Genomic DNA, 21,574 nt, shown 5'->3' with positions numbered 1-21,574 from the left:
GCGTGGGAGGCGAGGGATGGCCCCCAGCCCGCAGCGGGCGTGACGGCGAGAGCTGACCCCCAGCCCGCGGCAGGCGTGACGGCGGGAGCTGACCCCCAGCCCGCAGCAGGCGTGGGAGGCGAGGGTTGGCCCCCAGCCCGTGGTGGGGGTGGGGGTCGGGTGGGCACCGTCGGGTTTTGGTGGGGGTGGGGTTACGGGCGGGCGCGTAGGGCGCGGGTCAGGTCGTCGAGGTGGTCGGCGAGCTTGCGGTGGAGGAGCGGGGTGATGTCGGGGGAGGTCAGGGCGGTGTGGCCGGCCTGGAGGTTGGCTTCGGTGATCTCGTGGCCGGGGAGGGCCCAGCGGCCTGCCGCGTCGGCGATGGCGGGACCTCGGCGGGCGGCGAGGGTGACGGCCTCGGAGTAGGCCTGCGGCACGTACTCCCGTACCAGATCGGCCTGTTCGGGCTGCCAGAAGCCCTGGGCGGTGGCCGTGAAGAGGTAGTTGGACAGGGAGTCGTCGTGGAAGAGGCGCTGCCAGGCCGCGGCCTTGGCCTCGGCCGTCGGGAGGGCGGCCCTGCAGCGGGCGGCGCCTTCGCGGCCGGTGGCGCTGGAGTCGGCGGCGAGGGCCTCGTCGATCTCGCCTTCGCCGGCCGCGCCGAGGACGGACAGGCGGGCGAGGATGCGCCAGCGCAGTTCGGGGTCGAGTTCGGGGCCGCCGGGGACGGTGCCTTCGGCGAGCCAGCCGGCGATGGTGTCGGGCTGGGTGGCGCTGTCGACGAGGGTGCGGACGGCGACGAGCCGCAGGCCGGGGTCGGAGCCGTCCTCGGTGCGCCGCAGCAGGTCGCGGGCGATGGTGGTGAGGGTGGTGAGGGCGTCGCCCCGGTGGTCGGGGGTGAGGTAGCGGTCGGCGATCTGGGCGCGGGTGAAAGTGAGGACGCCTTGGACGATCGCGAGGTCGGTTTCCTCGGGTACGTGGGCTTCGGCGGTCGCCAGGTAGTCGGCGGCGCCCAGTTCGCCGTCGCGGACCATGTCGCGCAGGGAGTTCCAGACGACGGCGCGGGTGAGCGGGTCGGGGATGCGGGACATGCCGCGCAGGGCGGTTTCCAGTGAGGTCTCGTCGAGGCGGACCTTGGCGTAGGTGAGGTCTCCGTCGTTGAGGACGAGGAGGGCGGGGCGCGGGCCGCTCACGGAGAGGACCTCGTCGGAGGGGACGTCGAGGGCAAGGACGTCGCGCGGTTCGAGGACGCCGTCGGGGGCTCGGTCGTAGAGGCCGGCTGCGATGTGGTGGGGGCGGTTGCCGGTGCGGTCGACGGTGAGGGTCCAGCCTCCGTGGCTCTCTTCGAGCCGGGGGGTGAGGGTGTCGACGCCGGTGGTGCGCAGCCAGGTCTCGGCCCAGGTGTGGACGTCTCGGTCGGTGTGGGCGGCGAGGGAGTCGACGAAGTCGGCGAGGGAGGCGTTGGCGAACTTGTGGCGGGCGAAGTGGGTGTTGATGCCGGCCAGGAAGTCCTTCTCGCCGAGCCAGGCGACGAGTTGGCGCAGGGCGGAGGCGCCCTTGGCGTAGGAGATGCCGTCGAAGTTGAGGAGGGCGGAGGCGGTGTCGGGGACGGAGGCGGCGTCCGGGGCGACGGGGTGGGTGGAGGGGCGCTGGTCGGCGTCGTAGCCCCAGGGTTTGCGTTCCATGCCGAAGCCGGTCCAGGTCTCGGTGAAGCGGGTGGCTTCGATGAGGGTCTGGTAGCCCATGAACTCGGCGAAAGACTCGTTCAGCCAGATGTCGTCCCACCAGCTGAGGGTGACGAGGTCGCCGAACCACATGTGGGCCATCTCGTGGGCGATGGTGACGGCGCGGCGCTGGCGTTCGGCGTCGGTGACGGCGGAGCGGAAGACGTAGTCGTCGCGGAAGGTGACCAGTCCCGGGTTCTCCATGGCGCCGGCGTTGAACTCGGGTACGAAGGCCTGGTCGTAGGAGTCGAAGGGGTAGGGCTCGGTGAACTTCTCGTGGAAGCGGTCGTAGCAGGCGGTGGTGAGGCCGAGGATCTCCTGCGCGTCGGCGTCGAGGTGGGGGGCGAGGGAGCGGCGGCAGTGGATGCCGAAGGGGATCCCGGCGTGTTCGGTGCGGATGCTGTGCCAGGGGCCGGCGGCGACGGCGGCGAGGTAGGTGGAGATGACGGGGGTGGGGGCGGATGCCCAGATGCCGGCCTCGGAGGCGGAGCCGTCGCCCGAGCCGCCACCGCCGTCGCCGAGGCGTTCGCCGATGCGGGAGGTGACGCCGTTGGCGAGGACGGTCCAGTGAGCGGGGGCGGTGACGGTGAACTCGAACACGGCCTTGAGGTCGGGCTGGTCGAAGGCCGGGAAGACGCGCTGGACGTCGTCCAGGAACATCTGCGTGTAGACGTACGTCTCCCCGTCCGCGGGGTCGGTGAAGCGGTGCAGGCCTTCGCCGGTGCGGGAGTAGCGCATGCGGGCGGCGATGCGGAGTTCGTGGGGGCCCTCGGTGAGGCCGGCGAGGGGGAGGCGGCCGTCGGTGAGGGAGGCCGGGTCCAGGGGGTGTCCGTCGAGGGCGGCGGAGCGCAGTTCGTCCGGTTTCAGCTCGACGAAGGTGTCGCCGTCGGCGCGGGCGGTGAACCGGATGACGGTGCGGGACTCGAAGGTCTCGTCGCCGGTGGTGAGGTCGAGGGCGACCTCGTAGTGCCGGACGTCGAGGAGTCGGGCTCGGAGCTGCGCTTCGTTGCGCGTCAGTGCGGACATGGGGCCCATGCTGCCGGATGGTGGCGCCGGTGCCGGGCCCCGGCTTCTATTCGGCGCCTTCGTCTTCGCCTTCGCCGGCGGCGATCGTCTCGTGGTGGCGGATGACCTCGGCGATGATGAAGTTCAGGAGCTTCTCGGCGAAGGCGGGGTCGAGTTTGGCGTTCTCGGCGAGCTGGCGCAGCCGGGCGATCTGGCTGGCCTCGCGGCCCGGGTCGGCCGGGGGCAGCTGGTGGCGGGCCTTGAGGTGGCCGACCTGCTGGGTGCACTTGAACCGCTCGGCGAGCATGTGGACCACGGCCGCGTCGATGTTGTCGATGCTGTCCCTGAGCCGGGCCAGCTCGGCGGTGACGTTCTCATCGATGTCCCTGGTGTTCATGGTCCACGAGAATACGGGGCGCGCTCGTTCGGTTCGTCGGCCGATCGGCCATTGAGACGGGGCGGGCGCGGGGGCGCGCTGGTGCGCGCCGGGGGTGGGGGCGCGCCGGGTGCGGAGCGGGCGACCCGCGGGTTTGCTCCGCGGTCCCCGGACCCCGGCCCGTACCCCGCCGTGCGGCAGCGGGTGCCCGTCAGGGCGGCTGATGCAGCGGGGCCCGGTACGGACTCGGCAGGGCGGCGGCGGGACGGTGCGGGGCCGGCAGTGCGGCGAGGCGCGGTGCCGGGCGGCGCGGGCCAGGCAAGATCCGAAAGAGACGACCTAGAGGGGTAGGACGGCTGTGATCAGCCAGCCGCCTTCGGGGGCGGGGCCGGCGGTGAGGGAGCCGCCGAGGGCTTCGGCGCGTTCGGCCATGCCGACGAGGCCGTAGCCGCCGCCGCGGGCGTTCTCGGAGAGTTTCGCGGGGCGGCCGCCGTCGTCGGCGATCCGTACTTCCAGGCCGGCCGGGACGGTGCGCAGGCCGATCCGGACGGCGGTGGCGGTGGCGGCGTGCTTGCCGATGTTGGTGAGGGCTTCGAGGACGATGCGGTGGGCGGTGGCGGCGACGTCGGCGGGGAGCCGGGCCTCCAGGCCCTCCTCCATGTAGAGGACGACGGGCGGGCCGGTGGCGGCGAACCGTTCCGTCAGCCCGCGGATCTCGCGGAGGCCCGCGACGGGGGCCGTACCGGTGGGGCCGGGGTTGCCGGAGCCCTTGCCCGTCTCCGGGTCGGTGTCGGCGGCGCCCTCGCGGAGGATCTTGACCAGGCGGCGCATGGAACCGAGCGCCTCGTCCCCGGCGGACTCGATGCGGCCGAAGATCTCGCCGGCGCGTTCGGCGGAGACCTTGGTGTAGCGGGCGGCGCGCGCCTCGACGACGATCCCCGTCACGTGGTGGGCGACGAGGTCGTGGAGTTCGCGGGCCAGTTCCAGGCGCTCGGCGCTGCGTACGGCGCGCAGTTCGCGGACGCGCTGGACGGACTGCAGGCGCAGGAGCAGGGAGTACGCGGTGACGACGACGGCGAGCACGGAGAAGAGCAGCGTGAAGCGGCCCGGGTCCGCGTCGCGGACGGGGGCCGCGATGCAGCCGAGGGCGAGGAGGGGGCCGAGGACGGCCGCGGTGCGGGCGGGGGCGCGGAGCAGGACCTGGGTGAGGAGGACGAGCAGGGCGATGGCCTCGCCGCCGCCCCAGACGACGAGGGGGAGGTTGCTGAAGATCAGGGAGAGGGTGACGGTCCAGGTGACGGCGGAGGCGAACCAGGCGCGGACGAGGAGGGGGATGCCCGGCCAGGGCGCGGCGCTGAGGCAGACGAGGACGCCCGACACCCAGACGGCGGCGTGCGGGGTGCTGGGCTGGCGGGCCAGGACGACGCCCTCGAAGGTGACGAGGGAGAGGAGGGTGACGGAGAGGAGGATCCGGATCCAGTCCGCGGCATGGGGGTGGCGGCGGGCCCAGGGCCCCAGGGGGCTCATACCGGGTCCCGGAGGGTAGCTCCGCCGGTGGGACGGGGCACCGCGCGGGTGGCTCCGCCCGTTCTGCGGGGCGCCGGGCCCGTGGCCCCGCCCGTTCTGCGGGGCGCCGGGCCCGTGGCCCCGCCCGTTCTGCGGGGCGCCGGGCCCGTGGCTCCGCCCGGGCGCCGGACGGCTCCGCCGGGGGTGTACGGGCTTCGGTCCGGGTGGGGGCGGCGGTTCGGCCGGGCGTTGCCCGGGCCCGTGGCGGCCTGTGTCGTCGGGGACGGCGTGTGCCGGCTTCCCGGGGCGCCGCCCCAGACCCCGCGCCCCAAACGCCGGCGGGGCTGATTCTGTCCGGCGGCCCCCGACAAGCAGCCGGCCTGACGCCGGCAGGCGGCGCGCGAAAGGCCGCGCGGCCGGTTCCGGCAGGCAGCGCCCGAACGGCCACGGGGCTGACGCGGGACGGATGCCGCCGAGCGGCGGTCGGCGGTGTTCAGGGGGTGCGACCGGGTCACGCCGGGGTGCCTGCCAGGCCGCTTTCCCAGGCCCAGGCGGCGATTTCCACGCGGTTGCGGGCGTCGAGTTTGGCCTGGACGTTGGCCAGGTGGGTCTTGACGGTGGAGAGGGAGACGAAGAGCTCGCCCGCGATCTCGGCGTTGGTCAGCCCGCGCGCGAGGCAGCGTACGACCTCGCGTTCCCGGTCCGTCAGGGGTTCGGCGGGGCGGCGGGCGGCGGCGGAGGCGGCCGGCGTGCGCAGGGCCATTTCGCGCAGCAGCCGTACGGTGATGGCGGGTGAGACGAGGGAGTCTCCGACGGCTGCCGCCCGCACCGCTTCAACCAGCATGGCCGGGCTCGCGTCTTTGAGGAGGAAGCCGGACGCTCCGCCGTGGAGCGCCGCGTGGACGTACTCGTCGAGGTCGAAGGTGGTGACGATGACGATGCGGGGGGTTTCTCGGCCGGAGAGCCGGCGGGTGACTTCGAGTCCGTCGAGTTTGGGCATGCGGATGTCGAGGAGCAGGACGTCGGGCCGGTGTTCGGCGACGGCTGCGAGGGCCGCTTCGCCGTCTTCGACGTCGGCCACCACCTCGATGTCCTGCTGGCTTTCGAGGATCATCCGGAAGCCGGTCCTGACCATCTCCTGGTCGTCCGCGATGATCACTCTGATCGTCATGCGCCGCCTGCCCCACTGTCGCCCGTTGCCTGTGCTGGTCCGGCTTTCCCGGCATTCCCACCCGGTGGGATCTCTCCATGGGACCTGCGGGCGCCTCGGCCCGCAACCGCACAGCAGACCGTCGGGAGCATGCCGCAAGGCCGGAACGGCGTCGTTCCGGCCTCACGGTACTGCGGTCGACCTTACGGACATGTGGGGCATCGCGCCTCATCCTTCCGGCCCCTGTCGGGCGGGCCGGGAGGAGGAGGGCGACGGGGTCGGGGATCGGTCAGAGCGTGGCGGCCGCGCTCTTGATCGCCGCCGCGAACGTGGAGACCTCCGTGTAGACGCCGGGGTAGTCGGGGCGGGCGCAGCCCTCGCCCCAGCTGACTATGCCGACCTGGATCCAGGCGTTGGCGTTGTCGCGGCGGAACATGGGGCCGCCGGAGTCGCCCTGGCAGGTGTCGACGCCGCCCGCCTCGAATCCGGCACAGATCTCCTCGGCGGGCACGAGGGAGCTGCCGTAGGAGTCCTGGCAGGAGGCATCGGAGACGAAGGGGACGGTGGCCTTCAGCAGGTAGCGCTGCTGGCCTCCGCCTTCCCGGGCGGCGCCCCAGCCTGCGACGGTGAAGGTGCCGTTGTCGTAGGCCTTGGTGTCGGCGATCTTGAGGGTGGGCAGGTTGATGGGCTTGGCGAGCTTGATCAGCGCCCAGTCCTTGCCCGAGCCGTTGTAGCCGGGGGCCCGGAGCACCTTGGTGGACTTGACCTTGATGGCGCTGGAGCTGTTGAGGTCGACGACTCCGGCGGTGGCGGTGATGGAGGTGTTGTTGCCGGAGCCGCCGACGCAGTGGGCGGCGGTCAGCACGATCTGCTGGGTGTAGAGGGCGCCGCCGCAGCCCATGGAGAGCCGGACCATGAAGGGGAACTCGCCCTGGGCGGCGCGCGTTCCGCCGACGACGGGCGCCGTGCCGGCGGTTGCGGTGCCGGGCTGGAGGCTGACGGCCGCGAGGGCCACCGCTCCGACGGCGAGGGCGCGCTTGAGGGTGGTGACGAGGCTGGACACAGTCGACACACTGCCTTTCGTGGGGGGTTGGGCCGTGCGTGTCACTCCATGACGGGTGGGATGGACCACATGGGTGACGGGGACATGACACACCGCCCGCACGGAGGGCTTCAAGAACGCGTTTTCGGACAACTTCCGGCCGGAGGTGCCCGATGACGCACAACGGTCGGCGCAGCAGCCCGATCGAGCACGGATTTCCTCACCTGGAGTCGGTCCGCGCGGCCGTCACCGCACTGTTCCGGCGACTGTCCGCCGACGGGCTCCGCGCTTACGACACGCCCTTCGCGCCCGCCGACGCGGCCTTCCCCTCCTCCGAGGACCTGCACCTCGGCGCCCACCGGGTGGCGTCCGCGATGGTCCGCGCACTGCGGCTGCCCGACGCGCGACTGATCGTGGGCTTCCGGGCGATGGAGGAGGCGGCGACCGTGGAACTCACTGCCGGGCCCGAGTACTTCGTCGAGGTCAACGACCGCTTCCGCCTCCACCGCCGCGATCTGGCGGCCGCCCTCGCCCACGAGGTCACGCACGTCCTGCTGCACCGCCTGGACCTGCGCTTCCCCTCGACCATCGACAACGAGATCCTCACCGACACCGCCGCCGCCTACCTGGGCGCCGGCTGGCTGCTGCTCGACGCCTACCGGGAGGACGAGCTCACCCACCAGAAGCTCGGCTACCTCACCCCGGAGGAGTTCGGCTACGTCCTCGCCCGACGCGGCCGGTTCCTCGGCAGCGAGGACCTCTCCGCGTGGTTCACCAGCCCGCAGGCCTACGAGGCGTACGTGCGCGGCCGCGCCCTGGCCGACCGGGACCTGCGCCGGGCCCCCCTCGCGGCCGCGGGCCGGCGGGAGCGGCTCCGGTACGCGGCGGCCCGCCGGAGCGGGGCCGCACCGCCCGGGGCCCCGTACGGCTTCGAGGAGCGCGCGGGCGGACTGCGGGTGAGCTTTCCGTGCCCGGTGTGCGGACAGCGACTGCGGCTGCCCGCACACGGCGGACCGGTCCGGGCCCGCTGCGGGCTGTGCCGCACGGTGCTGGACTGCGACACCTGATCGGTCAGTCGCCGCCGCAGCCCCCGGAGTCGCCGCCGCAGCCGGCTCCGCCGCCGCAGCCCGCGTCACCGCCCCCGCCGTCACCCCCGCTGTCGCCGCCGCTCCTGCGGGTGACCGTCGAGTGGCTGCCGCCATAGGTCGAGCGGTGGGCCGCGAAGTAGATCGCACCCCAAGCGACGACGGTCCCGGACACGACGATCAGCGCGATGACGCCCTCACTCATACGGGCGCTCTGCCCGGCCCCCCAGGGCGGAACACCCCCCTCCGCCGACGACCCGTCGACCTGCGGACCCGGCGCCGGGCGTGACGCGTGACGGAGGTTCACCGCACGGCCATGAAAAGTTACTTACCAGCCAGTAGACATGAGGACGGACGATCTCCAGCCTGGACACGTACATGCCAACACGTGATCGAGGAGCGTCCCCCATGCGCAGCACCCGCACCCGTACCCGTAGCACTGCCGCCGCAGTGGCCGCCGCCGCGGCCGTACTGGCCCTGGTTCCGGCCGCCGCCGCACAGGCGGCCCCCGCCACGACGGCCGCCCCCGCCGTCAGCGCCGTCACCGCCGTCACCGCCTCCGCGCCGGGCGGCAACGCCGCGATCCTGGGCATCGATTACGCCACCTGGCAGCGCGACGTGTCCGCCGTCATCGGCGCGGCCCGCCCCGGGATCGAGCAGCGCATCGCCGCCTCGCCGGCCGGTGAGAAGCCGGCGATCGTCCTCGACATCGACAACTCGTCGCTGGAGACGGACTTCCACTGGTTCTGGACCTTCCCGACCCCCGCGATCGCCCAGGTCCGCGACCTGACCCGGTACGCGAACGACCGCGGGGTCGCCATCTTCTTCGTCACCGCCCGCCCGGGGATCGTCTACTCCCTCACCGAGCGCAACCTCAAGGCGGTCGGCTACCCCGTCTCGGGCCTCTACGTCCGCGACCTGCCCGCCCTGTTCGGCGAGGTCAGCGCCTACAAGACGGCCAAGCGCGCGGAGATCGAGGCACGCGGCTACACGATCATCGCCAACATCGGCAACAACCAGAGCGACCTGGTCGGCGGCCACGCCGAGCGCACCGTCAAGCTGCCGGACTACGACGGCAAGCTCTCCTAGGACGAGACGGGGCGCGAGGCCTGGTCCAGCCCGGCTGCGATCGCGTTGACGGCGGCCCAGCCGAAGGCCATCGCCGGCCCGATCGTGGCGCCCGGCCCGGGGTAGGTCTCCCCCATCACCGCCGCCGAGCAGTTGCCGGAGGCGTAGAGCCCCGGGATCGGCGTGGAGTCCTCGCGCAGGACCCGGCCGTCGGTGTCCGTGACGAGGCCGCCCTTGGTGCCGATGTCCCCCGGGTGCACGGGGACGGCGTAGAAGGGGCCCTTGTCGATCGGCGCCAGGTTGGGGTTGGGCAGCGTCGGGTCGCCGTAGTAGCGGTCGTAGACGCTCTCGCCCCGGCCGTAGTCCCTGTCGGTGCCCACCTCGGCGAAGGAGTTGAAGCGGCTGATCGCGGCGGGCAGGCCGGGCGCGGCGATCTGCCGGGCCAGTTCCTCCACGGTGTCGGCCTTCTTCAGGAAGCCGCTCTCCAGCCACTTCTCGGGGAAGGGCTGCCCGGGGAAGAGTCCGGCGAAGATGTACCGGGCCTTGGAGCGGGCGTCCAGGATCAGCCAGGACGGCACCGTCCTGGCGTCCGGCCGGTCGGCGGCGTACATCCGGTCCACGAACGCGTGGTACGGCAGGGCCTCGTTGGCGTAGCGCTCCCCCGCCTCGTTGACGATGACCATGCCGGGGATGCCCCGGTCGGCGACGAGGAAGAAGGGCTTCTCCCCCGGCGGGCACACCGACGGCGCGCCCCAGACCCTGTCCAGCAGATCGGTGGCGGCCCCCAGTTCCTCACCGAGCTTCAGGGCGTCGCCGGTCTGGCCCTGCGAGGCGTGCGTCCAGACCGTGGACGTGGGCGCGGGCAGGTGCTTCTCGCGCAGTGCCTGGTCGTGCGAGAACCCGCCCGAGGCCAGCACCACCCCGCCCCGCGCCGCTACGGTCACCTCCCGCCCGGCGCGCAGGACCCGTACCCCCGTCACCCGGCCGGCCGGGTCCGTGACCAGGGCGGTCAGGGGCACCGACAGCCACAGTTCGCCGCCGAGCGCGTCCAGGGAGAGCCGCATGCGGGCGACGAGCGCCTCGCCGAGGGAGAGCAGCTTGCGGCCGGTGGCCAGGGCCTTGACGGCCCGCAGGCCGACCTTGAGGGAGGTCTTCTTGCCCGCCCAGGTCCGGCTGACCATGTTCAGGAAGCGGAAGTCGTACGAGGTCATGGTCAGCCCGTACGTGGGCAGTCCGGCCCGGCGCATGGTGGCGCCGAGCGCGCCGAGCCGCTTGAAGTCGACGATGCACGGCTCGATGGAGCGGCCCTGTGCCATGCCGCCCTGGGCCTCGGGGAAGTAGTCCGGGTAGCCGGGGGTGTGCATGAAGCGGATCTCGGTGCGGTCGTGGAACTCCCGGACCATGCGCGGCCCGTGGCTGAGGTACGCGTCCTTGCGCGCGGCCGGGACCCGGTCGCCGACGGTGGCGTCGAGGTAGGCGCGGGCCTTCTCGCGGGTGTCGGCGAGGCCGGCGCGGTCGAGGTGGAAGTTGCCGGGGACCCAGATCGCACCGCCGGACAGGGCGGTGGAACCCCCGTAGGTGTCGGTCTTCTCCACGACGAGGACGCTCAGGCCCCGCAGTCGGGCGGTGACGGCGGCGGCGAATCCGGCGGCGCCGGAGCCGACGACCACCACGTCGTAGGCGTGCCCGGTGGTGTGCCCGGTGGCGTGCTCGGTGGCGTGGCCGGTTGTCATCCGAAGGCTCCCGTGGCGTAGTCGCTGCGGTAGTAGAGGAGGGGTGATCCGCCGTCGCGGGCGTCGAGTTCGAGGACCCGGGCGGTGACGAGGTAGTGGTCGCCCGCCTCGTGGACCTCTTCGAGGGCGCAGTCGACGGTGGCGAGGGCGCCCCTCACGCGGACGGCTCCGTGGGCGGAGAGTTCCCAGTCGACGTCCGCGAACTTGTCCTCGCCGCGGCGGCCGAGCGCCTCGCACACGGCGCGCTGCTCCTCGGCGAGGATGCTGACGCCGAAGCGGCCGGCGGCCCGCACCTTGGGCCAGCTGGAAGAGCCCTTGCCCACACAGAGCAGGACCAGCGGTGGGTCGAGGGAGAGGGAGGCGAAGGACTGGCAGGCCAGCCCGGCCGGGCGGCCGTCGTCCGCGACGGCCGCGACGACGGTGATGCCGGAGGCGAAGGCGCCGAGGACCTCGCGGAACAGAGCCGGGTCGACCGCGCCGGCGGCGGGGCCGGTCAGCCGTTCCACTGGTGGCCCCAGAAGCTGTCCGCGGTGATCTCCTTCGCGGTCCAGGTGGCGGGGTCGACGAGCAGGCCGTCCCAGCCGTACTCGACCTGGAAGCCGCCGGGGGCCTGGGCGTAGAAGGAGACCATGTGGTCGTTGGAGTGCCGGCCGAGGGTGGAGGCGATGGGGATGCCCGCCCTGTTCATGCGGTCGAGGCAGTAACCGACGTCGTCGAGGGTCTCCAGCTCGACCATGAAGTGGACGATGCCGGGCGGCAGCGCGCCGGGGTAGAGCCCGAGGCTGTGGTGGCGGCGGTTGGGGCTGAGGAAGTGCATCCAGTGGAATTCCCGCCCGGGCTTGCCGGTGGGGACGGCGGCCGGGGGCAGCCGCATCGAGTCGCGCAGCTGGAAGCCGAGGAGGTTCTCGTAGAAGTCGAGGGTGGCCTCGGTGTCGGCGGCGGGCAGGACGACGTGGCCGAGGCCGAGGCCGCCCTCGCGGCCGCCGGTGACGAACCGGTTGCCGTACCGGGCTGCGAGCGGGGTGTGGTCCTGGGCCTGGCCCCAGTAGATCTCCAGGGGGTTGCCGCTGGGGTCCTCGCAGTGGATGAGGCCCTGGACCCGGCGGTCGGCGAGGGTCTCGGCGTCGCCCTGCTTGACGGGGTGTCCGGCGCTCTCCAGTTCGGCGGCGGCGTCCTCCAGGGCGCGGGCGCCCGCCACTTCGAAGCCGGCGGCGAGCAGCCGGTCCTGGGCGCCGGCGAGGAACTGGAAGCGGTGGGTGCGGTCGTCGATGCGGATGTTGAGCCGGGTGTCCGTGGTGCCCGCGGCTTCGGCCATGCCGAGGATGTCGAGGACGTAGGTGCGCCAGGCGGCGAGGTCGGCGGTCTCGATGCGGAGGTAGCCGAGTGCGCGGATGTCCATGAGGGAACTCCTCGGTGGGATCAGTGGAGGGGCAGGAGAGGGATCAGTTGAGGAAGAAGTCGGTGGCGAGGCGGTTGAACTCGTCTGCGGCCTCGGTCTGAGCCCAGTGCCCGCAGTGCGGGAAGACGTGCAGGCGGGCGTCCGGGATGGTCTTGAGCGCGAGGAAGGCGCCGTCGACCGGGTTGACGCGGTCCTCGCGGCCCCAGGTCAGCAGGACGGGGCGGCTGATGCGGTGCGCTTCGCGCCAGAGCATCGCGGCCTCGGGCCACTTGGCGAAGGAGGCTCCCATCCGGGCGTTGCCGAGCCTGGCTTCGGGGTCGGTGGCCTGGGCGTAGCGCTCCTCGACGAGGGCGTCGGTGACGATCGCCGGGTTGTGGGCGAGGGTGGTGAGGAAGGTCCGCATCTGCTCGCGGGTGGGCTCGGGCGCGAGGCTGAATTCGAAGAGCCGTTTGATGCCTTCGGTGGGGTCGGCGGAGAAGAGGTTCAGCGAGATCCCGCCGGGGCCCATGAGCAGGAGCTTGTCGACCCGTTCGGGGTGGTCCAGGACGAGCCGGGTGGCGGTGCCTCCGCCGAGGGAGTTGCCGATGAAGTTCGCCTGCTCGATGCCGAGTTCGTCCATGAGGGCGAGTACGGCGTTCGCGCTGAAGCCGAAGTAGTCGCGGTCGGGTTCCGGCTTGTCGGAGCGGCCGTAGCAGGGCTGATCGACGAGCAGGGTGCGGAAGCGTGCGGCGAAGTGGGGCAGGTTGCCGCCGAAGTTGGACCAGCCGGAGGCGCCGGGCCCACCGCCGTGCAGCATGATCACGACGGGCGCGTCGGCCTCCCGGACGGGTTCGGCCTCGTGGTAGTGCAGGTTCAGGGCGCCGGCCTTGACGGTGCGGGAGGTGTTCTCGTAGGTGAATCCCTGCGCGCTCACAGCATGGTGTCCTGGATGTCGAGTCCGAGGGCACCCTGCCCGAACAGGACCAGGGCCCGCTCCGGGTCGTTGGCGGCGTGGCCGCGGCCGGTGTGGACGTCGCGCCAGGCCCGCTGGACCGGGTTGGGGCCGGTGCGCAGGGCGCTGCCGCCCGCGTTCTCCATGAGGAGGTCGACGGCGGCGACGCAGCGCTCGGTGGCGAGGACCTGGTCGCGGCGGGCCCGGGTGCGCAGCGGCGTGGGGAGTTCCTCGCCTCGTGCGGCGAGGGCGTAGAGCTCGGAGATGTTGCGCCGGAGCTGGAGCCAGGAGGCGTCGATGTCACTGGCGGCGCGGGCGATGCGGACCTGGGCGAAGGGGTCTTCGGCGACCTGCTGGCCGTAGGAGATGCGGAAGCGTTCGCGGGTCGCGGTGACGTAGTCCTCGTAGGCGCCTTCGGCGATGCCGACGATGGGGGTGGAGATGGTGGTGGTGAAGACGGAGGCGTAGGGGAGCCGGTAGAGCGGCTCGGGGTTGAGGCGGTGGCCGGGTACCTGGAGGGCGGTGACGGGGCCGAAGCTGAGGGCGCGGTGTTCGGGGACGAACACCTCCTCGACGACGATGTCGTTGGAGCCGGAGCCGCGCAGGCCGACGGTGTCCCAGACCTCGTCGATGCGGTACCGGGAGCGCGGGATCAGGAAGGTCCGCATGTCGACGGGGCGGCCTTCGGCGTCGGTGACCAGTCCGCCGAGCAGGGCCCAGTCGGCGTGGTCGCAGCCGGAGGAGAAGTGCCAGCGGCCGCTGAGGGTGAATCCTCCGTCGACGGGGGTGACCTTGCCGGTGGGGGCGTAGGAGGAGCAGATCCGCGTGTCGCGGTCCTGGCCCCAGACCTCTTCCTGGGCACGGGGGTCGTAGAGGGCTACGTGCCAGGGGTGGACGCCGACGACGGAGGCGACCCAGCCGGTGGAGCCGCAGGCCTTGGCTATGTCCTTGACGGCGGCGTAGAAGAGGGCGGGGTCGGCGGCGTACCCGCCGTGGGCCTTGGGCTGGAGCAGCCGGAAGAAGCCGGTGTCGGCGAGTTCCTTGATGCTCGCCTCGGGGACCTTGCGCAGGTTTTCGGCCTCTGCGCTGCGCTCGCGGAGGGCGGGGGCGAGGGCGCGGACCGCTGCGAGGACCTCTTCGTCACTCATGGTGTCCCCTTCTCAGATCAAGGATCTTCGGGTGTTCGGGATCGTGTTCCGGATCGATGGCGAGGAACGTACGCCGGGTGGTGCGGGGCGCGGAACGAGCTGTTCCCGCTGAGCGGGAAGCTCCTCGGAACTCCCCCGGAACTCCTCGGAACTCCTCGAAGCAACTACTTGAAGTATTACTGAATGAAATAGACCTCTCCGGGTGCTTCCCTCCGGCCGGGGGCGCGTGGCAGGGTCGCCCCAACGCCTCACGCAGGGGGTTTTCTCGTGCTCGACCAGTTCATGGAGCAGGTCGCGGAGACCGGGCTCGCACCGCTTTCGCTGCTGGAGAAGGCCGCGAAGGTGCTGGGCGCCTTCGAGGGGCCACAGCCGCGGCTGTCGCTCACCGAGGTCGTACGCCGCTCCGGAATCCCACGTTCTTCCGCCCACCGGATCCTCGACCAGCTGGTGCAGTTGCGCTGGCTGGACCGCGAGGGCCGGGACTACCGCATGGGCATGCGCATGCTGGAGCTGGGCGCGCTCGCCTCCCACCACAACCGGCTGCGCCGGGCCGCGCTGCCGCTGCTGCACGCGCTGCACGAGCAGACGGGCCGGGTGGTGCACCTGTCGGTGCTCGACGGGGCCGAGGTGGTGTGCCTGGAGCGGATCGGCGGTTCGCAGGCCACCACGGTGCCCTCGCGGGTCGGCGGCCGCATGCCGGCGTACTGCACGGCCGCCGGGAAGGCGATCCTCGCGTTCAGTGATCCCGCCGCGGTGGAACACGTCCTCACGCAGGGGCTGCGCCCGCGCACCGCGCGCACCCTGATCCGGCCGCTCGCGCTGCGTTCGGAGCTGGCGGCGGTCCGCGAGCGCGGGGTGGCGTACGACCGGGAGGAGAGCTTCCGCGGCATCTCCTGCGTGGCCGCGCCGCTGCGGGGCGCCGGGCGGGCCGTGGCCGCCGTGTCGGTGTCCTCCTGCCGGGGGGACCGGGAGACGGCCCGCCTCGCGCAGGCGGTACTGGCCTGCACGCGGTCGGTGTGGCGGGAGCTGTACGGGCCGGGCCGGCCGGGGCGGGCCGCGGCCGCGCCGGCGCGGGACCTGGAGCCGGCGGTCTCGGCGCAGGCGATGGACAACATGATGGGATGGCTGCGGTTCAGCGAGTGGATGTAGTGGGTAGTGGTATCCCCACGCACGAGTGAACGGCTTCGGGCCCGACCCCTCGCCAGGGGGCCGGGCCCGAAGCCGTCCGGCGGGGCCTGCGGGCCGGGGGCGCCGTTCAGCCGTCGTAGCTGATGCGGACGCGGTCGCCGAGCGGCAGGGCCTGGCAGGCCAGGACGTAGCCGTCGGCCAGGTCCTCGGGGACCAGGACCTCGTTGCGGACCATCGTGACCTCGCCTTCCAGCACCCGGCAGCAGCAGGCGCTGCAGGCGCCTTCGCGGCAGGAGTACGGAGCGCGGACGCCTGCGGCGAGCAGTGCGGTCAGCAGTGAGGTCTGCCGCCCCCAGGCGACGGTGTGCACGATCCCTTCGAGCTCCACCTCGGCGGTCGCGCCGCCGGCGGGGGCGGCGTCCTGCCCGCCCCCCGCCGCCCCGTCCCCCGGCACCGGCGGGGCGAAGACGTCCCCGCTCAGGGAGAAGTACCGCTCCCGGTGGATCGACCGGCCCCGGCCGCCCGAGGCCCGCACCGCCGCCTCCGCCGCGTCCATCAGCGGAACGGGTCCGCACAGGTAGGCCTCGCGGGTCGCGTACGGGGCCACGAGCGGGCCCAGCTGCGGGGCGGTCGGCAGTCCCTGGAGGGTCTCCAGCCAGTGCACGACGGTGAGCCGCCCGGGGTGTTCCTCGGCGAGCCCCCACAGCTCGTCGCGGAAGATCACCGAGCCGGGGTCGCGGTTGGCGTACACCAGGGCGACGTGGCCCCGGCCGGCCACGAGCGCCGACTTCGCGAGGGAGAGCACCGGGGTGATTCCGCTGCCCCCCGCCACGAGCAGCAGGTCCCGGTCCGGGTCGGTCAGGGTGAAGGTGCCGGCGGGGGGCAGGATCTCCAGCTCGTCGCCGATGCGCACGTCCCGGCACAGCCAGCCGGAGCCGACGCCGCCGGGGACCAGTTTGACGGTGATGCGCAGCGGGTCCCCCGCGTGCGGGGACCCGGCCAGGGAGTAGCAGCGGGCCGCGTCGTTCGCCCCGCTCGACGAGGGGACTCGGATGGTGAGGAACTGGCCCGGGCTGTACGGGATTTCCGCGTCGAGTACGAGGGAGACCGCTTCGGGGGTCTCCTGGATCCGGTCCGTGACGCGGGCCAGCAGCCTGCCGCCGGCTCCGCCCCGGGCGGCAGCCGGGGCCGGGCTCCGGACCTCCGCGGCGCGGGACTTCGTACGGCTGTCGGTGTCAGACATCGGCCGGCACCTCCAGGCGGCCCGCCAGGACGGCGGCCTCGATGCCCGCGCGCAGCGCCTCGCAGGAGCGGACGCGGCCGCTGGGGCGGCCCTCCCCGGCCTCCGAGGCGATGCGCGGGCACACCGCGACGGCCTCGTCGGTCCACTGGACCTGGATGTGGGCGGGGCTGAACTTCTCGCACAGCACCTGCGTGCCGCACTCCCCGCACACCACGGGGGTCATCACGGGGTCCCGGCCGCGCGGCGGGCGAGGTTCTCGGCGACCTCGGCCTTCCAGGCGGCGGTGGCGCGGGCGGTGTCGAGCTCGAACTCGAAGCGGCGGACCATCTCGTCCTTGACGTCGGCGGCGTCTACGTAGAACTGCTCGTACCAGCGGCGGAGCTGGTAGACGGGGCCGTCCTCCTCGGTGAGGAGGGGGTTGTCGATGCGGGTCTTGTTCTTCCAGATCTCGACGTCCTGCTCGAAGCCGACGGCGAGGCCCTCGGAGGTGAGGCGGGCGGCTTCGGCGGCCTGTTCGTCGCTCATGCCGGGGAGCTTCCTGACGATGGTCCCGTACATCAGCATGAAGCTGTTCTCGTCGATCGGGTAATGGCAGTTGATGAGGACCGATTCGAGTTCGACGCCGCCGCCGATGTCGCTCCACAGCTTGTCGATCATGTAGGAGGGGCCGTGGTACGAGGCGTCCGAGCGCAGGCCGCCGCCGGTGGAGAGGGTGCCGAGGTCCACGTCGCCGCGCGGGGTGGACTCCATGTACTGGGTGGCGACGTGGCCGTCGAAGACGTTCTTGAAGTAGTGCGGGAAGGCGTAGTGCACGTAGTAGAAGTGCGCCATGTCGACGACGTTGTCGACGATCTCGCGGCAGTTGGAGTTCTCCACGCGCAGTGAGTTCCAGCTCCAGTCGCTCCACTCGGGGTCGCCGACGCCCTCGATGACGGGGATCGTGACCTCGGGCGGCGGCGGGTTGCCCTCCGGGTCGTGCCAGACGTAGAGCTGGCCGCTCTGCTCCAGCGAGGTCCAGGCGCGGGTCCTGGCGCGGGGCGGGACGCGGCGGGCGTAGGGGATGGCGGCGCACCGGCCGTCTGCGGACCAGCGCCAGTCGTGGAAGGGACAGGCGACGGCGTCGCCCTTGACGGTGCCGTGGGCGAGGTTGCCGCCCATGTGGGGGCAGTAGGCGTTCAGGACGCTCAGCTCCCCGCTGTCGGCACCCTGGAAGACGACGAGCTTCGTGCCGAAGGCCTCGATCTCGTGCGGGGTTCCGTCCCGGAAGGGGGCGGCGAGTCCTAGGCAGTGCCAGCCGCGGGCGAACCTCGCGGGCACGGCGGCGGCTTCGATGACGCGGGGCGCTTCGTCGACCGCGGTCGTTTCGGCCATGGGGTGGCCCTCCACTTCGTTGTGGGTGTGCTGCGCTGGGATGGGGGGACTAGCGCGCTTCGGCGGCCAGTTCGACCGCGATGTCGATGAGCTGGTCCTCCTGGCCGCCGACGAGGCGGCGTTCGCCCGCGCGCAGGAGGATCTGCGCGCCGGAGACCCCGTAGCGCTCGGCCTGGCGGTAGGCGTGCTTGAGGAAGCTGGAGTAGACGCCGGCGTGGCCCATGAGCAGGGCCATGCGGTCGAGGGTGCACTCGTCTTCCATGACGGGGCGGACCACGTCCTCGGCCGCGTCGATGATCTTCAGGACGTCGATGCCGGTCCTGATGCCCATCTTCCGGCAGACGGCGGCGAAGGCCTCGACGGGCGTGTTCCCGGCGCCCGCGCCGAGGCGCCGGGTGGAGCCGTCGATCTGGAGCGCGCCCGCGCGGACGGCGGCGACGGAATTGCCCACGCCCAGGCCGAGGTTCTCGTGGCCGTGGAAGCCGACCTGGGCGTCGGGGCCCAGCTCGGCGACGAGCGCCGCGACCCGGTCGGTGACCTCGTCCATGACCATGGCGCCCGCGGAGTCGACCACGTACACGCACTGGCAGCCGGCGTCGGCCATGATCCGGGCCTGGCGGGCCAGGTTCTCGGGGGTGGTGGAGTGGGCCATCATCAGGAAGCCGACGGTCTCCAGGCCCGTCTCGCGGGCGAGCCCGAAGTGCTGGACGGAGATGTCCGCCTCGGTGCAGTGGGTGGCGATCCGGCAGATCTGTCCGCCGTTGCCGTGGGCGGCGCGGATGTCGTCCTTCACACCGAGGCCCGGGAGCATCAGGAAGGCGATCTTCGCGTTCCGCGCCGTATCGGCGGCGATCTTGATGAGTTCCTGCTCGGGCGTCTTGGAGAAGCCGTAGTTGAAGGAGGACCCGCCGAGTCCGTCCCCGTGCGCGACCTCGATGACGGGGACCCCCGCGCCGTCGAGCGCGGAGACGATCGACCGTACGTCCTCGCCCGTGAACTGGTGGCGCTTGGCGTGCGAACCGTCGCGCAGGGAGGAGTCGGTGATCCGGATGTCGAGGGTGTCGGAGTAGCTCGGGCGGCTCGGGCGGTCGGTCACTTCTGCAGTCCCTTCGCGAACTCCTCGCCGACCTTGGTGGCGGCGGCGGTCATGATGTCGAGGTTTCCGGCGTAGGGCGGCAGGTAGTCGCCGGCGCCCTCCACCTCCAGGAAGATCGCGACCCGGGCCGTGCCCCCGTTGAGCGGGGAGGGGTCGTCGAACTGCGGCTCGGTGCGCAGCCGGTAGCCCGGTACGTACGAGGCCACGTCCTCGGCGACCTGCTTGACGGAGGCGGCGATGGCCTCACGGTCGGCGTCGGCCGGGATCGCGCAGAAGACGGTGTCGCGCATGATGACCGGTGGGTCGGCGGGGTTGAGGATGATGATGGCCTTGCCGCGGGCGGCGCCGCCGATCTCCTCGATGCCCCGGGCGGTGGTACGGGTGAACTCGTCGATGTTGGCCCGGGTGCCGGGGCCCGCCGAGACGGAGGCCACCGAGGCGACGATCTCCGCGTAGGCGACGGGGACCACGCGGGAGACGGCGTACACCATGGGGATGGTGGCCTGGCCGCCGCAGGTGATCATGTTGACGTTGGCCCGGTCGAGGTGGGCGGTCAGGTTCGCCGGCGGGACGACGGCGGGGCCGACGGCGGCGGGGGTGAGGTCGACGGCCTTGATGCCGAGTTCGGCGTAGCGCGGGGCATTCGCGCGGTGCACGTAGGCGGAGGTGGCCTCGAAGACCAGGTCGGGCAGTTCGTCCTGGGCGAGGAGCCGGTCGACGCCCGCGTGGGAGGCCTCGATTCCGGCCCGGCGGGCGCGGGCGAGGCCCTCGCTGTCCGGATCCACGCCGATCATCCAGCGGGGTTCTATGTGCGGGGAGCGCAGGAGCTTGTAGAGCAGGTCGGTCCCGATGTTCCCGGAGCCGACGATGGCGGCGGTCGCTTTCCTGGTGTTCGTCATGGCACCTCAGATGAAGGAGAGGGAGACCGGGCCGAGCCCGGTGAAGTCGGCGGTGTAGGTCCGCCCGGCGGCCACGTCCACGGCGCGGGTGCAGGACCCGGGCAGGATGAGGTGGCCCTTGCGGAGCTCGACCCCGAAGCGGGCGACGGTCCGCGCCAGCCAGGCGACGGAGGCGGCCGGATCGCCGAGCACGGCGTCGCTGCGGCCGCTCGCCAGGGCGTCGGGGCCGCGGGTCAGGGTGGCTTCGATCGCCTTCAGGTCGAGCCCGCGCGGGTCGCGGCCCTCTCCGATGACGTATCCGGCGGAGGAGGCGTTGTCGGCGATGGTGTCGGCGATGGTGATCCGCCAGTCGGCGATCCGGCTGTCGATGAGCTCCAGGGCCGGGACGACCCGCTCGGTGGCGGCCAGGACGTCGGAGACGGTGCAGCCCGCGCCGGGGAGGTCGTCGCCGAGCACGAAGCCGACCTCGACCTCGACGCGCGGCGCGCAGTACGCGGCGGCGGGGACCAGGGTGTCCTCGTACAGCTCCATGGAGTGCAGCAGGTGCCCGTAGTCGGGTTCTTCCACGCCCATCATGGCCTGCATGACGGGGGACGACAGCCCGACCTTGTGTCCGGTGACGCGGTCGCCGGCCTCGAGGCGGTGACGGATGTTCAGGAGCTGGATCTCGTAGGCGTCCTCGGTGTCGATGCCGGGGAAGCGGGCGCCGAGCGGTGCGACGGGCGTCCGCGCGTGCTCGGCGGATCGCAGTTGCTGCGCGACGTGGAGCCGGTGGCGGTCCGAGAGCATGTGCGGTCCTCGCGTGCGGTGGGGGCGGGTTCGGTGCGGCGAGGCTAGACGGCCCGCATCCGGCGCCGGGAGGGCGTTTTCCCGGCCACCGGGAAAGGCCCGTCCGGGAGGAAATCCGGGTGCCCGGGGCAACCTCCGGGGCCGTTTCGTGGTCTTACGTGCGGCTTACGCATGCGCCACCGCGCATGAAGCACCAGCAGAGAGAGATCCATGAACATCCGCCGCACCCTGGCGATCCTCGCCGCGACGACCGTCGCGGCCCCTGCCGTACTGATCGCGGCGCCCGCCGCCGTGGCCCGGCCGGTCGCGGCGACGCCCGCCGCCACCGACCCCGCCGCCACCGACCCCTTCGCCTCGTGCACCTCGTGGACGCAGACCGCGAGGACCACCTCCGAGCTGGTCGGGTTCCCGACCAAGCTGGTCGCGGGGACGTGGTCCACCTTCACGTTCCGCACGGTCAACATCTCGGCGAGCCCGCTGAAGGGGGTCGGCGCGACGGTGGACGCCGCGGCGTGGGAGGAGGGGACCCGCTCCCCGAGCATCAAGCTCACGACGCAGTGGTACGACCGGGCCGCGAAGAAGTGGCGGCCGATGCCCGGCCGCCTGACGGAGTACGCCGTGATCACCCGGACCCTGAAGCCCGGCGCCCGCTCCGACGTCAAGATGCGCGTCAGGGCCGACCGTGCGGCCAAGGCCGGGGACGGCGACACCTTCGAGTACGGCCGGTACGCCGGCAAGGACGGCGTGTGCGGTTACGCGCAGGCGATCCACGAGTACCGCTTCGTGGTGGAGCCGGCCGCCCCCGCCCCGAAGCCCGCCGCGCGCTGAGGCAGTCGCCGTCCCCGTTCCGCACCGGCCCGCCCCGCAGACGGGGTCGGCGCGGAACGGGGTCGGCGCCCACCGGCCGC

At 72.6% G+C, this 21,574-nt stretch carries 21 protein-coding genes; 4 read left to right on the top strand and 17 right to left on the bottom strand.

Annotated features, from left to right (window positions below):
- Window positions 1-191: 191 nt before the first annotated feature.
- The 5 genes from pepN to ACFYM0_RS26150 all read right to left on the bottom strand — a co-directional run bounded on the left by pepN (window position 192) and on the right by ACFYM0_RS26150 (window position 6,806).
- Entirely contained in the window at window positions 192-2,732 is a 2,541-nt protein-coding gene (gene pepN / locus ACFYM0_RS26170) for an aminopeptidase N (RefSeq protein ID WP_388505568.1), read from the bottom strand.
- A gap of 37 nt (window positions 2,733-2,769) precedes the next feature.
- Window positions 2,770-3,099 (bottom strand): chorismate mutase, encoded by a 330-nt coding sequence (locus tag ACFYM0_RS26165; RefSeq protein ID WP_388505567.1) that lies wholly within the window; start codon window positions 3,097-3,099, stop codon window positions 2,770-2,772.
- A gap of 318 nt (window positions 3,100-3,417) precedes the next feature.
- The gene (locus tag ACFYM0_RS26160; protein ID WP_388505565.1) at window positions 3,418-4,605 is read right to left on the bottom strand and encodes a sensor histidine kinase; all 1,188 of its coding nucleotides are present in this window, start codon (window positions 4,603-4,605) and stop codon (window positions 3,418-3,420) included.
- Window positions 4,606-5,095: 490 nt separating this feature from the next.
- The gene (locus ACFYM0_RS26155) at window positions 5,096-5,755 is read right to left on the bottom strand and encodes a response regulator (RefSeq protein WP_388505564.1); all 660 of its coding nucleotides are present in this window, start codon (window positions 5,753-5,755) and stop codon (window positions 5,096-5,098) included.
- A gap of 268 nt (window positions 5,756-6,023) precedes the next feature.
- Complete coding sequence (locus ACFYM0_RS26150; protein WP_388505562.1) at window positions 6,024-6,806, bottom strand: serine protease; 783 nt, start codon at window positions 6,804-6,806, stop codon at window positions 6,024-6,026.
- 143 nt (window positions 6,807-6,949) lie between these two features.
- Here ACFYM0_RS26150 and ACFYM0_RS26145 point away from each other — a divergent pair, with 143 nt between their 5' ends.
- On the top strand, window positions 6,950-7,843 hold the full coding sequence (locus ACFYM0_RS26145) for a hypothetical protein (RefSeq protein WP_388505561.1): 894 nt from the start codon (window positions 6,950-6,952) through the stop codon (window positions 7,841-7,843).
- Between the two features lie 4 nt (window positions 7,844-7,847).
- Here the strand turns inward: ACFYM0_RS26145 and ACFYM0_RS26140 are convergent, their stop codons facing one another.
- Complete coding sequence (locus ACFYM0_RS26140; RefSeq protein WP_388505559.1) at window positions 7,848-8,066, bottom strand: hypothetical protein; 219 nt, start codon at window positions 8,064-8,066, stop codon at window positions 7,848-7,850.
- Between the two features lie 203 nt (window positions 8,067-8,269).
- On the opposite strand from ACFYM0_RS26140, the gene ACFYM0_RS26135 reads away from it, so the two are divergent.
- Window positions 8,270-8,950: an HAD family acid phosphatase gene (locus ACFYM0_RS26135; RefSeq protein WP_388505557.1), complete on the top strand. Its 681-nt coding sequence runs from the start codon at window positions 8,270-8,272 to the stop codon at window positions 8,948-8,950.
- Here the strand turns inward: ACFYM0_RS26135 and ACFYM0_RS26130 are convergent.
- The 5 genes from ACFYM0_RS26130 to hsaA are packed head-to-tail and all read right to left on the bottom strand — an operon-like array spanning window position 8,947 to window position 14,140.
- Window positions 8,947-10,662 carry an FAD-dependent oxidoreductase gene (locus ACFYM0_RS26130; RefSeq protein WP_388505555.1) on the bottom strand — a complete coding sequence of 572 codons (1,716 nt, stop codon included), beginning with the start codon at window positions 10,660-10,662 and terminating at the stop codon, window positions 8,947-8,949. The genes ACFYM0_RS26135 and ACFYM0_RS26130 overlap by 4 nt on opposite strands.
- Entirely contained in the window at window positions 10,659-11,168 is a 510-nt protein-coding gene (locus ACFYM0_RS26125; protein ID WP_388505554.1) for a flavin reductase family protein, read from the bottom strand. Before ACFYM0_RS26125 ends, ACFYM0_RS26130 begins: the two co-directional genes overlap by 4 nt.
- Window positions 11,156-12,061 (bottom strand): VOC family protein, encoded by a 906-nt coding sequence (locus ACFYM0_RS26120; RefSeq protein ID WP_388505552.1) that lies wholly within the window; start codon window positions 12,059-12,061, stop codon window positions 11,156-11,158. Before ACFYM0_RS26120 ends, ACFYM0_RS26125 begins: the two co-directional genes overlap by 13 nt.
- Window positions 12,062-12,104: 43 nt before the next feature.
- Window positions 12,105-12,974 (bottom strand): 4,5:9,10-diseco-3-hydroxy-5,9,17-trioxoandrosta-1(10),2-diene-4-oate hydrolase, encoded by an 870-nt coding sequence (hsaD, locus tag ACFYM0_RS26115; protein WP_388505550.1) that lies wholly within the window; start codon window positions 12,972-12,974, stop codon window positions 12,105-12,107.
- Window positions 12,971-14,140, bottom strand: coding sequence for a 3-hydroxy-9,10-secoandrosta-1,3,5(10)-triene-9,17-dione monooxygenase oxygenase subunit (gene hsaA, locus ACFYM0_RS26110; protein ID WP_388505547.1), 1,170 nt, complete (start codon window positions 14,138-14,140; stop codon window positions 12,971-12,973). Before hsaA ends, hsaD begins: the two co-directional genes overlap by 4 nt.
- A 267-nt stretch (window positions 14,141-14,407) precedes the next feature.
- Between hsaA and ACFYM0_RS26105 the strand changes: the two genes are divergently transcribed.
- Window positions 14,408-15,289, top strand: a complete 882-nt coding sequence (locus ACFYM0_RS26105; protein WP_388505545.1) for an IclR family transcriptional regulator — start codon at window positions 14,408-14,410, stop codon at window positions 15,287-15,289.
- A gap of 106 nt (window positions 15,290-15,395) precedes the next feature.
- Here ACFYM0_RS26105 and ACFYM0_RS26100 read toward each other — a convergent pair whose 3' ends face one another.
- The 6 genes from ACFYM0_RS26100 to ACFYM0_RS26075 are packed head-to-tail and all read right to left on the bottom strand — an operon-like array spanning window position 15,396 to window position 20,666.
- On the bottom strand, window positions 15,396-16,511 hold the full coding sequence (locus ACFYM0_RS26100; protein ID WP_388505542.1) for a 2Fe-2S iron-sulfur cluster-binding protein: 1,116 nt from the start codon (window positions 16,509-16,511) through the stop codon (window positions 15,396-15,398).
- Window positions 16,504-16,734, bottom strand: coding sequence for a hypothetical protein (locus ACFYM0_RS26095; RefSeq protein WP_388505539.1), 231 nt, complete (start codon window positions 16,732-16,734; stop codon window positions 16,504-16,506). Before ACFYM0_RS26095 ends, ACFYM0_RS26100 begins: the two co-directional genes overlap by 8 nt.
- Window positions 16,734-17,882, bottom strand: coding sequence for a Rieske 2Fe-2S domain-containing protein (locus tag ACFYM0_RS26090; protein WP_388505536.1), 1,149 nt, complete (start codon window positions 17,880-17,882; stop codon window positions 16,734-16,736). Before ACFYM0_RS26090 ends, ACFYM0_RS26095 begins: the two co-directional genes overlap by 1 nt.
- Before the next feature lie 49 nt (window positions 17,883-17,931).
- A complete protein-coding gene (dmpG, locus tag ACFYM0_RS26085) occupies window positions 17,932-18,978 on the bottom strand; it encodes a 4-hydroxy-2-oxovalerate aldolase (RefSeq protein ID WP_388505534.1) in 1,047 nt (348 codons plus the stop codon).
- A complete protein-coding gene (locus tag ACFYM0_RS26080; protein ID WP_388505531.1) occupies window positions 18,975-19,877 on the bottom strand; it encodes an acetaldehyde dehydrogenase (acetylating) in 903 nt (300 codons plus the stop codon). The genes dmpG and ACFYM0_RS26080 overlap by 4 nt, the downstream gene beginning before the upstream one ends.
- Before the next feature lie 6 nt (window positions 19,878-19,883).
- On the bottom strand, window positions 19,884-20,666 hold the full coding sequence (locus ACFYM0_RS26075) for a 2-keto-4-pentenoate hydratase (protein WP_388505529.1): 783 nt from the start codon (window positions 20,664-20,666) through the stop codon (window positions 19,884-19,886).
- A 210-nt stretch (window positions 20,667-20,876) separates the two neighbouring features.
- On the opposite strand from ACFYM0_RS26075, the gene ACFYM0_RS26070 reads away from it, so the two are divergent.
- A complete protein-coding gene (locus ACFYM0_RS26070) occupies window positions 20,877-21,494 on the top strand; it encodes a hypothetical protein (protein ID WP_388505528.1) in 618 nt (205 codons plus the stop codon).
- The last annotated feature ends 80 nt before the right edge of the window (window positions 21,495-21,574 follow it).

This window comes from Streptomyces sp. NPDC006487, assembly GCF_042870555.1.
Taxonomy (GTDB): Bacteria; Actinomycetota; Actinomycetes; order Streptomycetales; family Streptomycetaceae; genus Streptomyces.
This window is presented reverse-complemented; position numbering and strand designations above follow the sequence as displayed.

Excerpts from the sequence above, each read along its gene's own strand:
- pepN (WP_388505568.1), bottom strand. The coding sequence starts at position 2,732 with ATGGGCCCCATGTCCGCACTGACGCGCAACGAAGCGCAGCTCCGAGCC.
- ACFYM0_RS26165 (WP_388505567.1), bottom strand. The coding sequence starts at position 3,099 with ATGAACACCAGGGACATCGATGAGAACGTCACCGCCGAGCTGGCCCGG.
- ACFYM0_RS26160 (WP_388505565.1), bottom strand. The coding sequence starts at position 4,605 with ATGAGCCCCCTGGGGCCCTGGGCCCGCCGCCACCCCCATGCCGCGGAC.
- ACFYM0_RS26155 (WP_388505564.1), bottom strand. The coding sequence starts at position 5,755 with ATGACGATCAGAGTGATCATCGCGGACGACCAGGAGATGGTCAGGACC.
- ACFYM0_RS26145 (WP_388505561.1), top strand. The coding sequence starts at position 6,950 with ATGACGCACAACGGTCGGCGCAGCAGCCCGATCGAGCACGGATTTCCT.
- ACFYM0_RS26140 (WP_388505559.1), bottom strand. The coding sequence starts at position 8,066 with ATGAGTGAGGGCGTCATCGCGCTGATCGTCGTGTCCGGGACCGTCGTC.
- ACFYM0_RS26135 (WP_388505557.1), top strand. The coding sequence starts at position 8,270 with ATGCGCAGCACCCGCACCCGTACCCGTAGCACTGCCGCCGCAGTGGCC.
- ACFYM0_RS26130 (WP_388505555.1), bottom strand. The coding sequence starts at position 10,662 with ATGACAACCGGCCACGCCACCGAGCACGCCACCGGGCACACCACCGGG.
- ACFYM0_RS26120 (WP_388505552.1), bottom strand. The coding sequence starts at position 12,061 with ATGGACATCCGCGCACTCGGCTACCTCCGCATCGAGACCGCCGACCTC.
- hsaA (WP_388505547.1), bottom strand. The coding sequence starts at position 14,140 with ATGAGTGACGAAGAGGTCCTCGCAGCGGTCCGCGCCCTCGCCCCCGCC.
- ACFYM0_RS26100 (WP_388505542.1), bottom strand. The coding sequence starts at position 16,511 with ATGTCTGACACCGACAGCCGTACGAAGTCCCGCGCCGCGGAGGTCCGG.
- ACFYM0_RS26095 (WP_388505539.1), bottom strand. The coding sequence starts at position 16,734 with ATGACCCCCGTGGTGTGCGGGGAGTGCGGCACGCAGGTGCTGTGCGAG.
- ACFYM0_RS26090 (WP_388505536.1), bottom strand. The coding sequence starts at position 17,882 with ATGGCCGAAACGACCGCGGTCGACGAAGCGCCCCGCGTCATCGAAGCC.
- ACFYM0_RS26080 (WP_388505531.1), bottom strand. The coding sequence starts at position 19,877 with ATGACGAACACCAGGAAAGCGACCGCCGCCATCGTCGGCTCCGGGAAC.
- ACFYM0_RS26075 (WP_388505529.1), bottom strand. The coding sequence starts at position 20,666 with ATGCTCTCGGACCGCCACCGGCTCCACGTCGCGCAGCAACTGCGATCC.
- ACFYM0_RS26070 (WP_388505528.1), top strand. The coding sequence starts at position 20,877 with ATGAACATCCGCCGCACCCTGGCGATCCTCGCCGCGACGACCGTCGCG.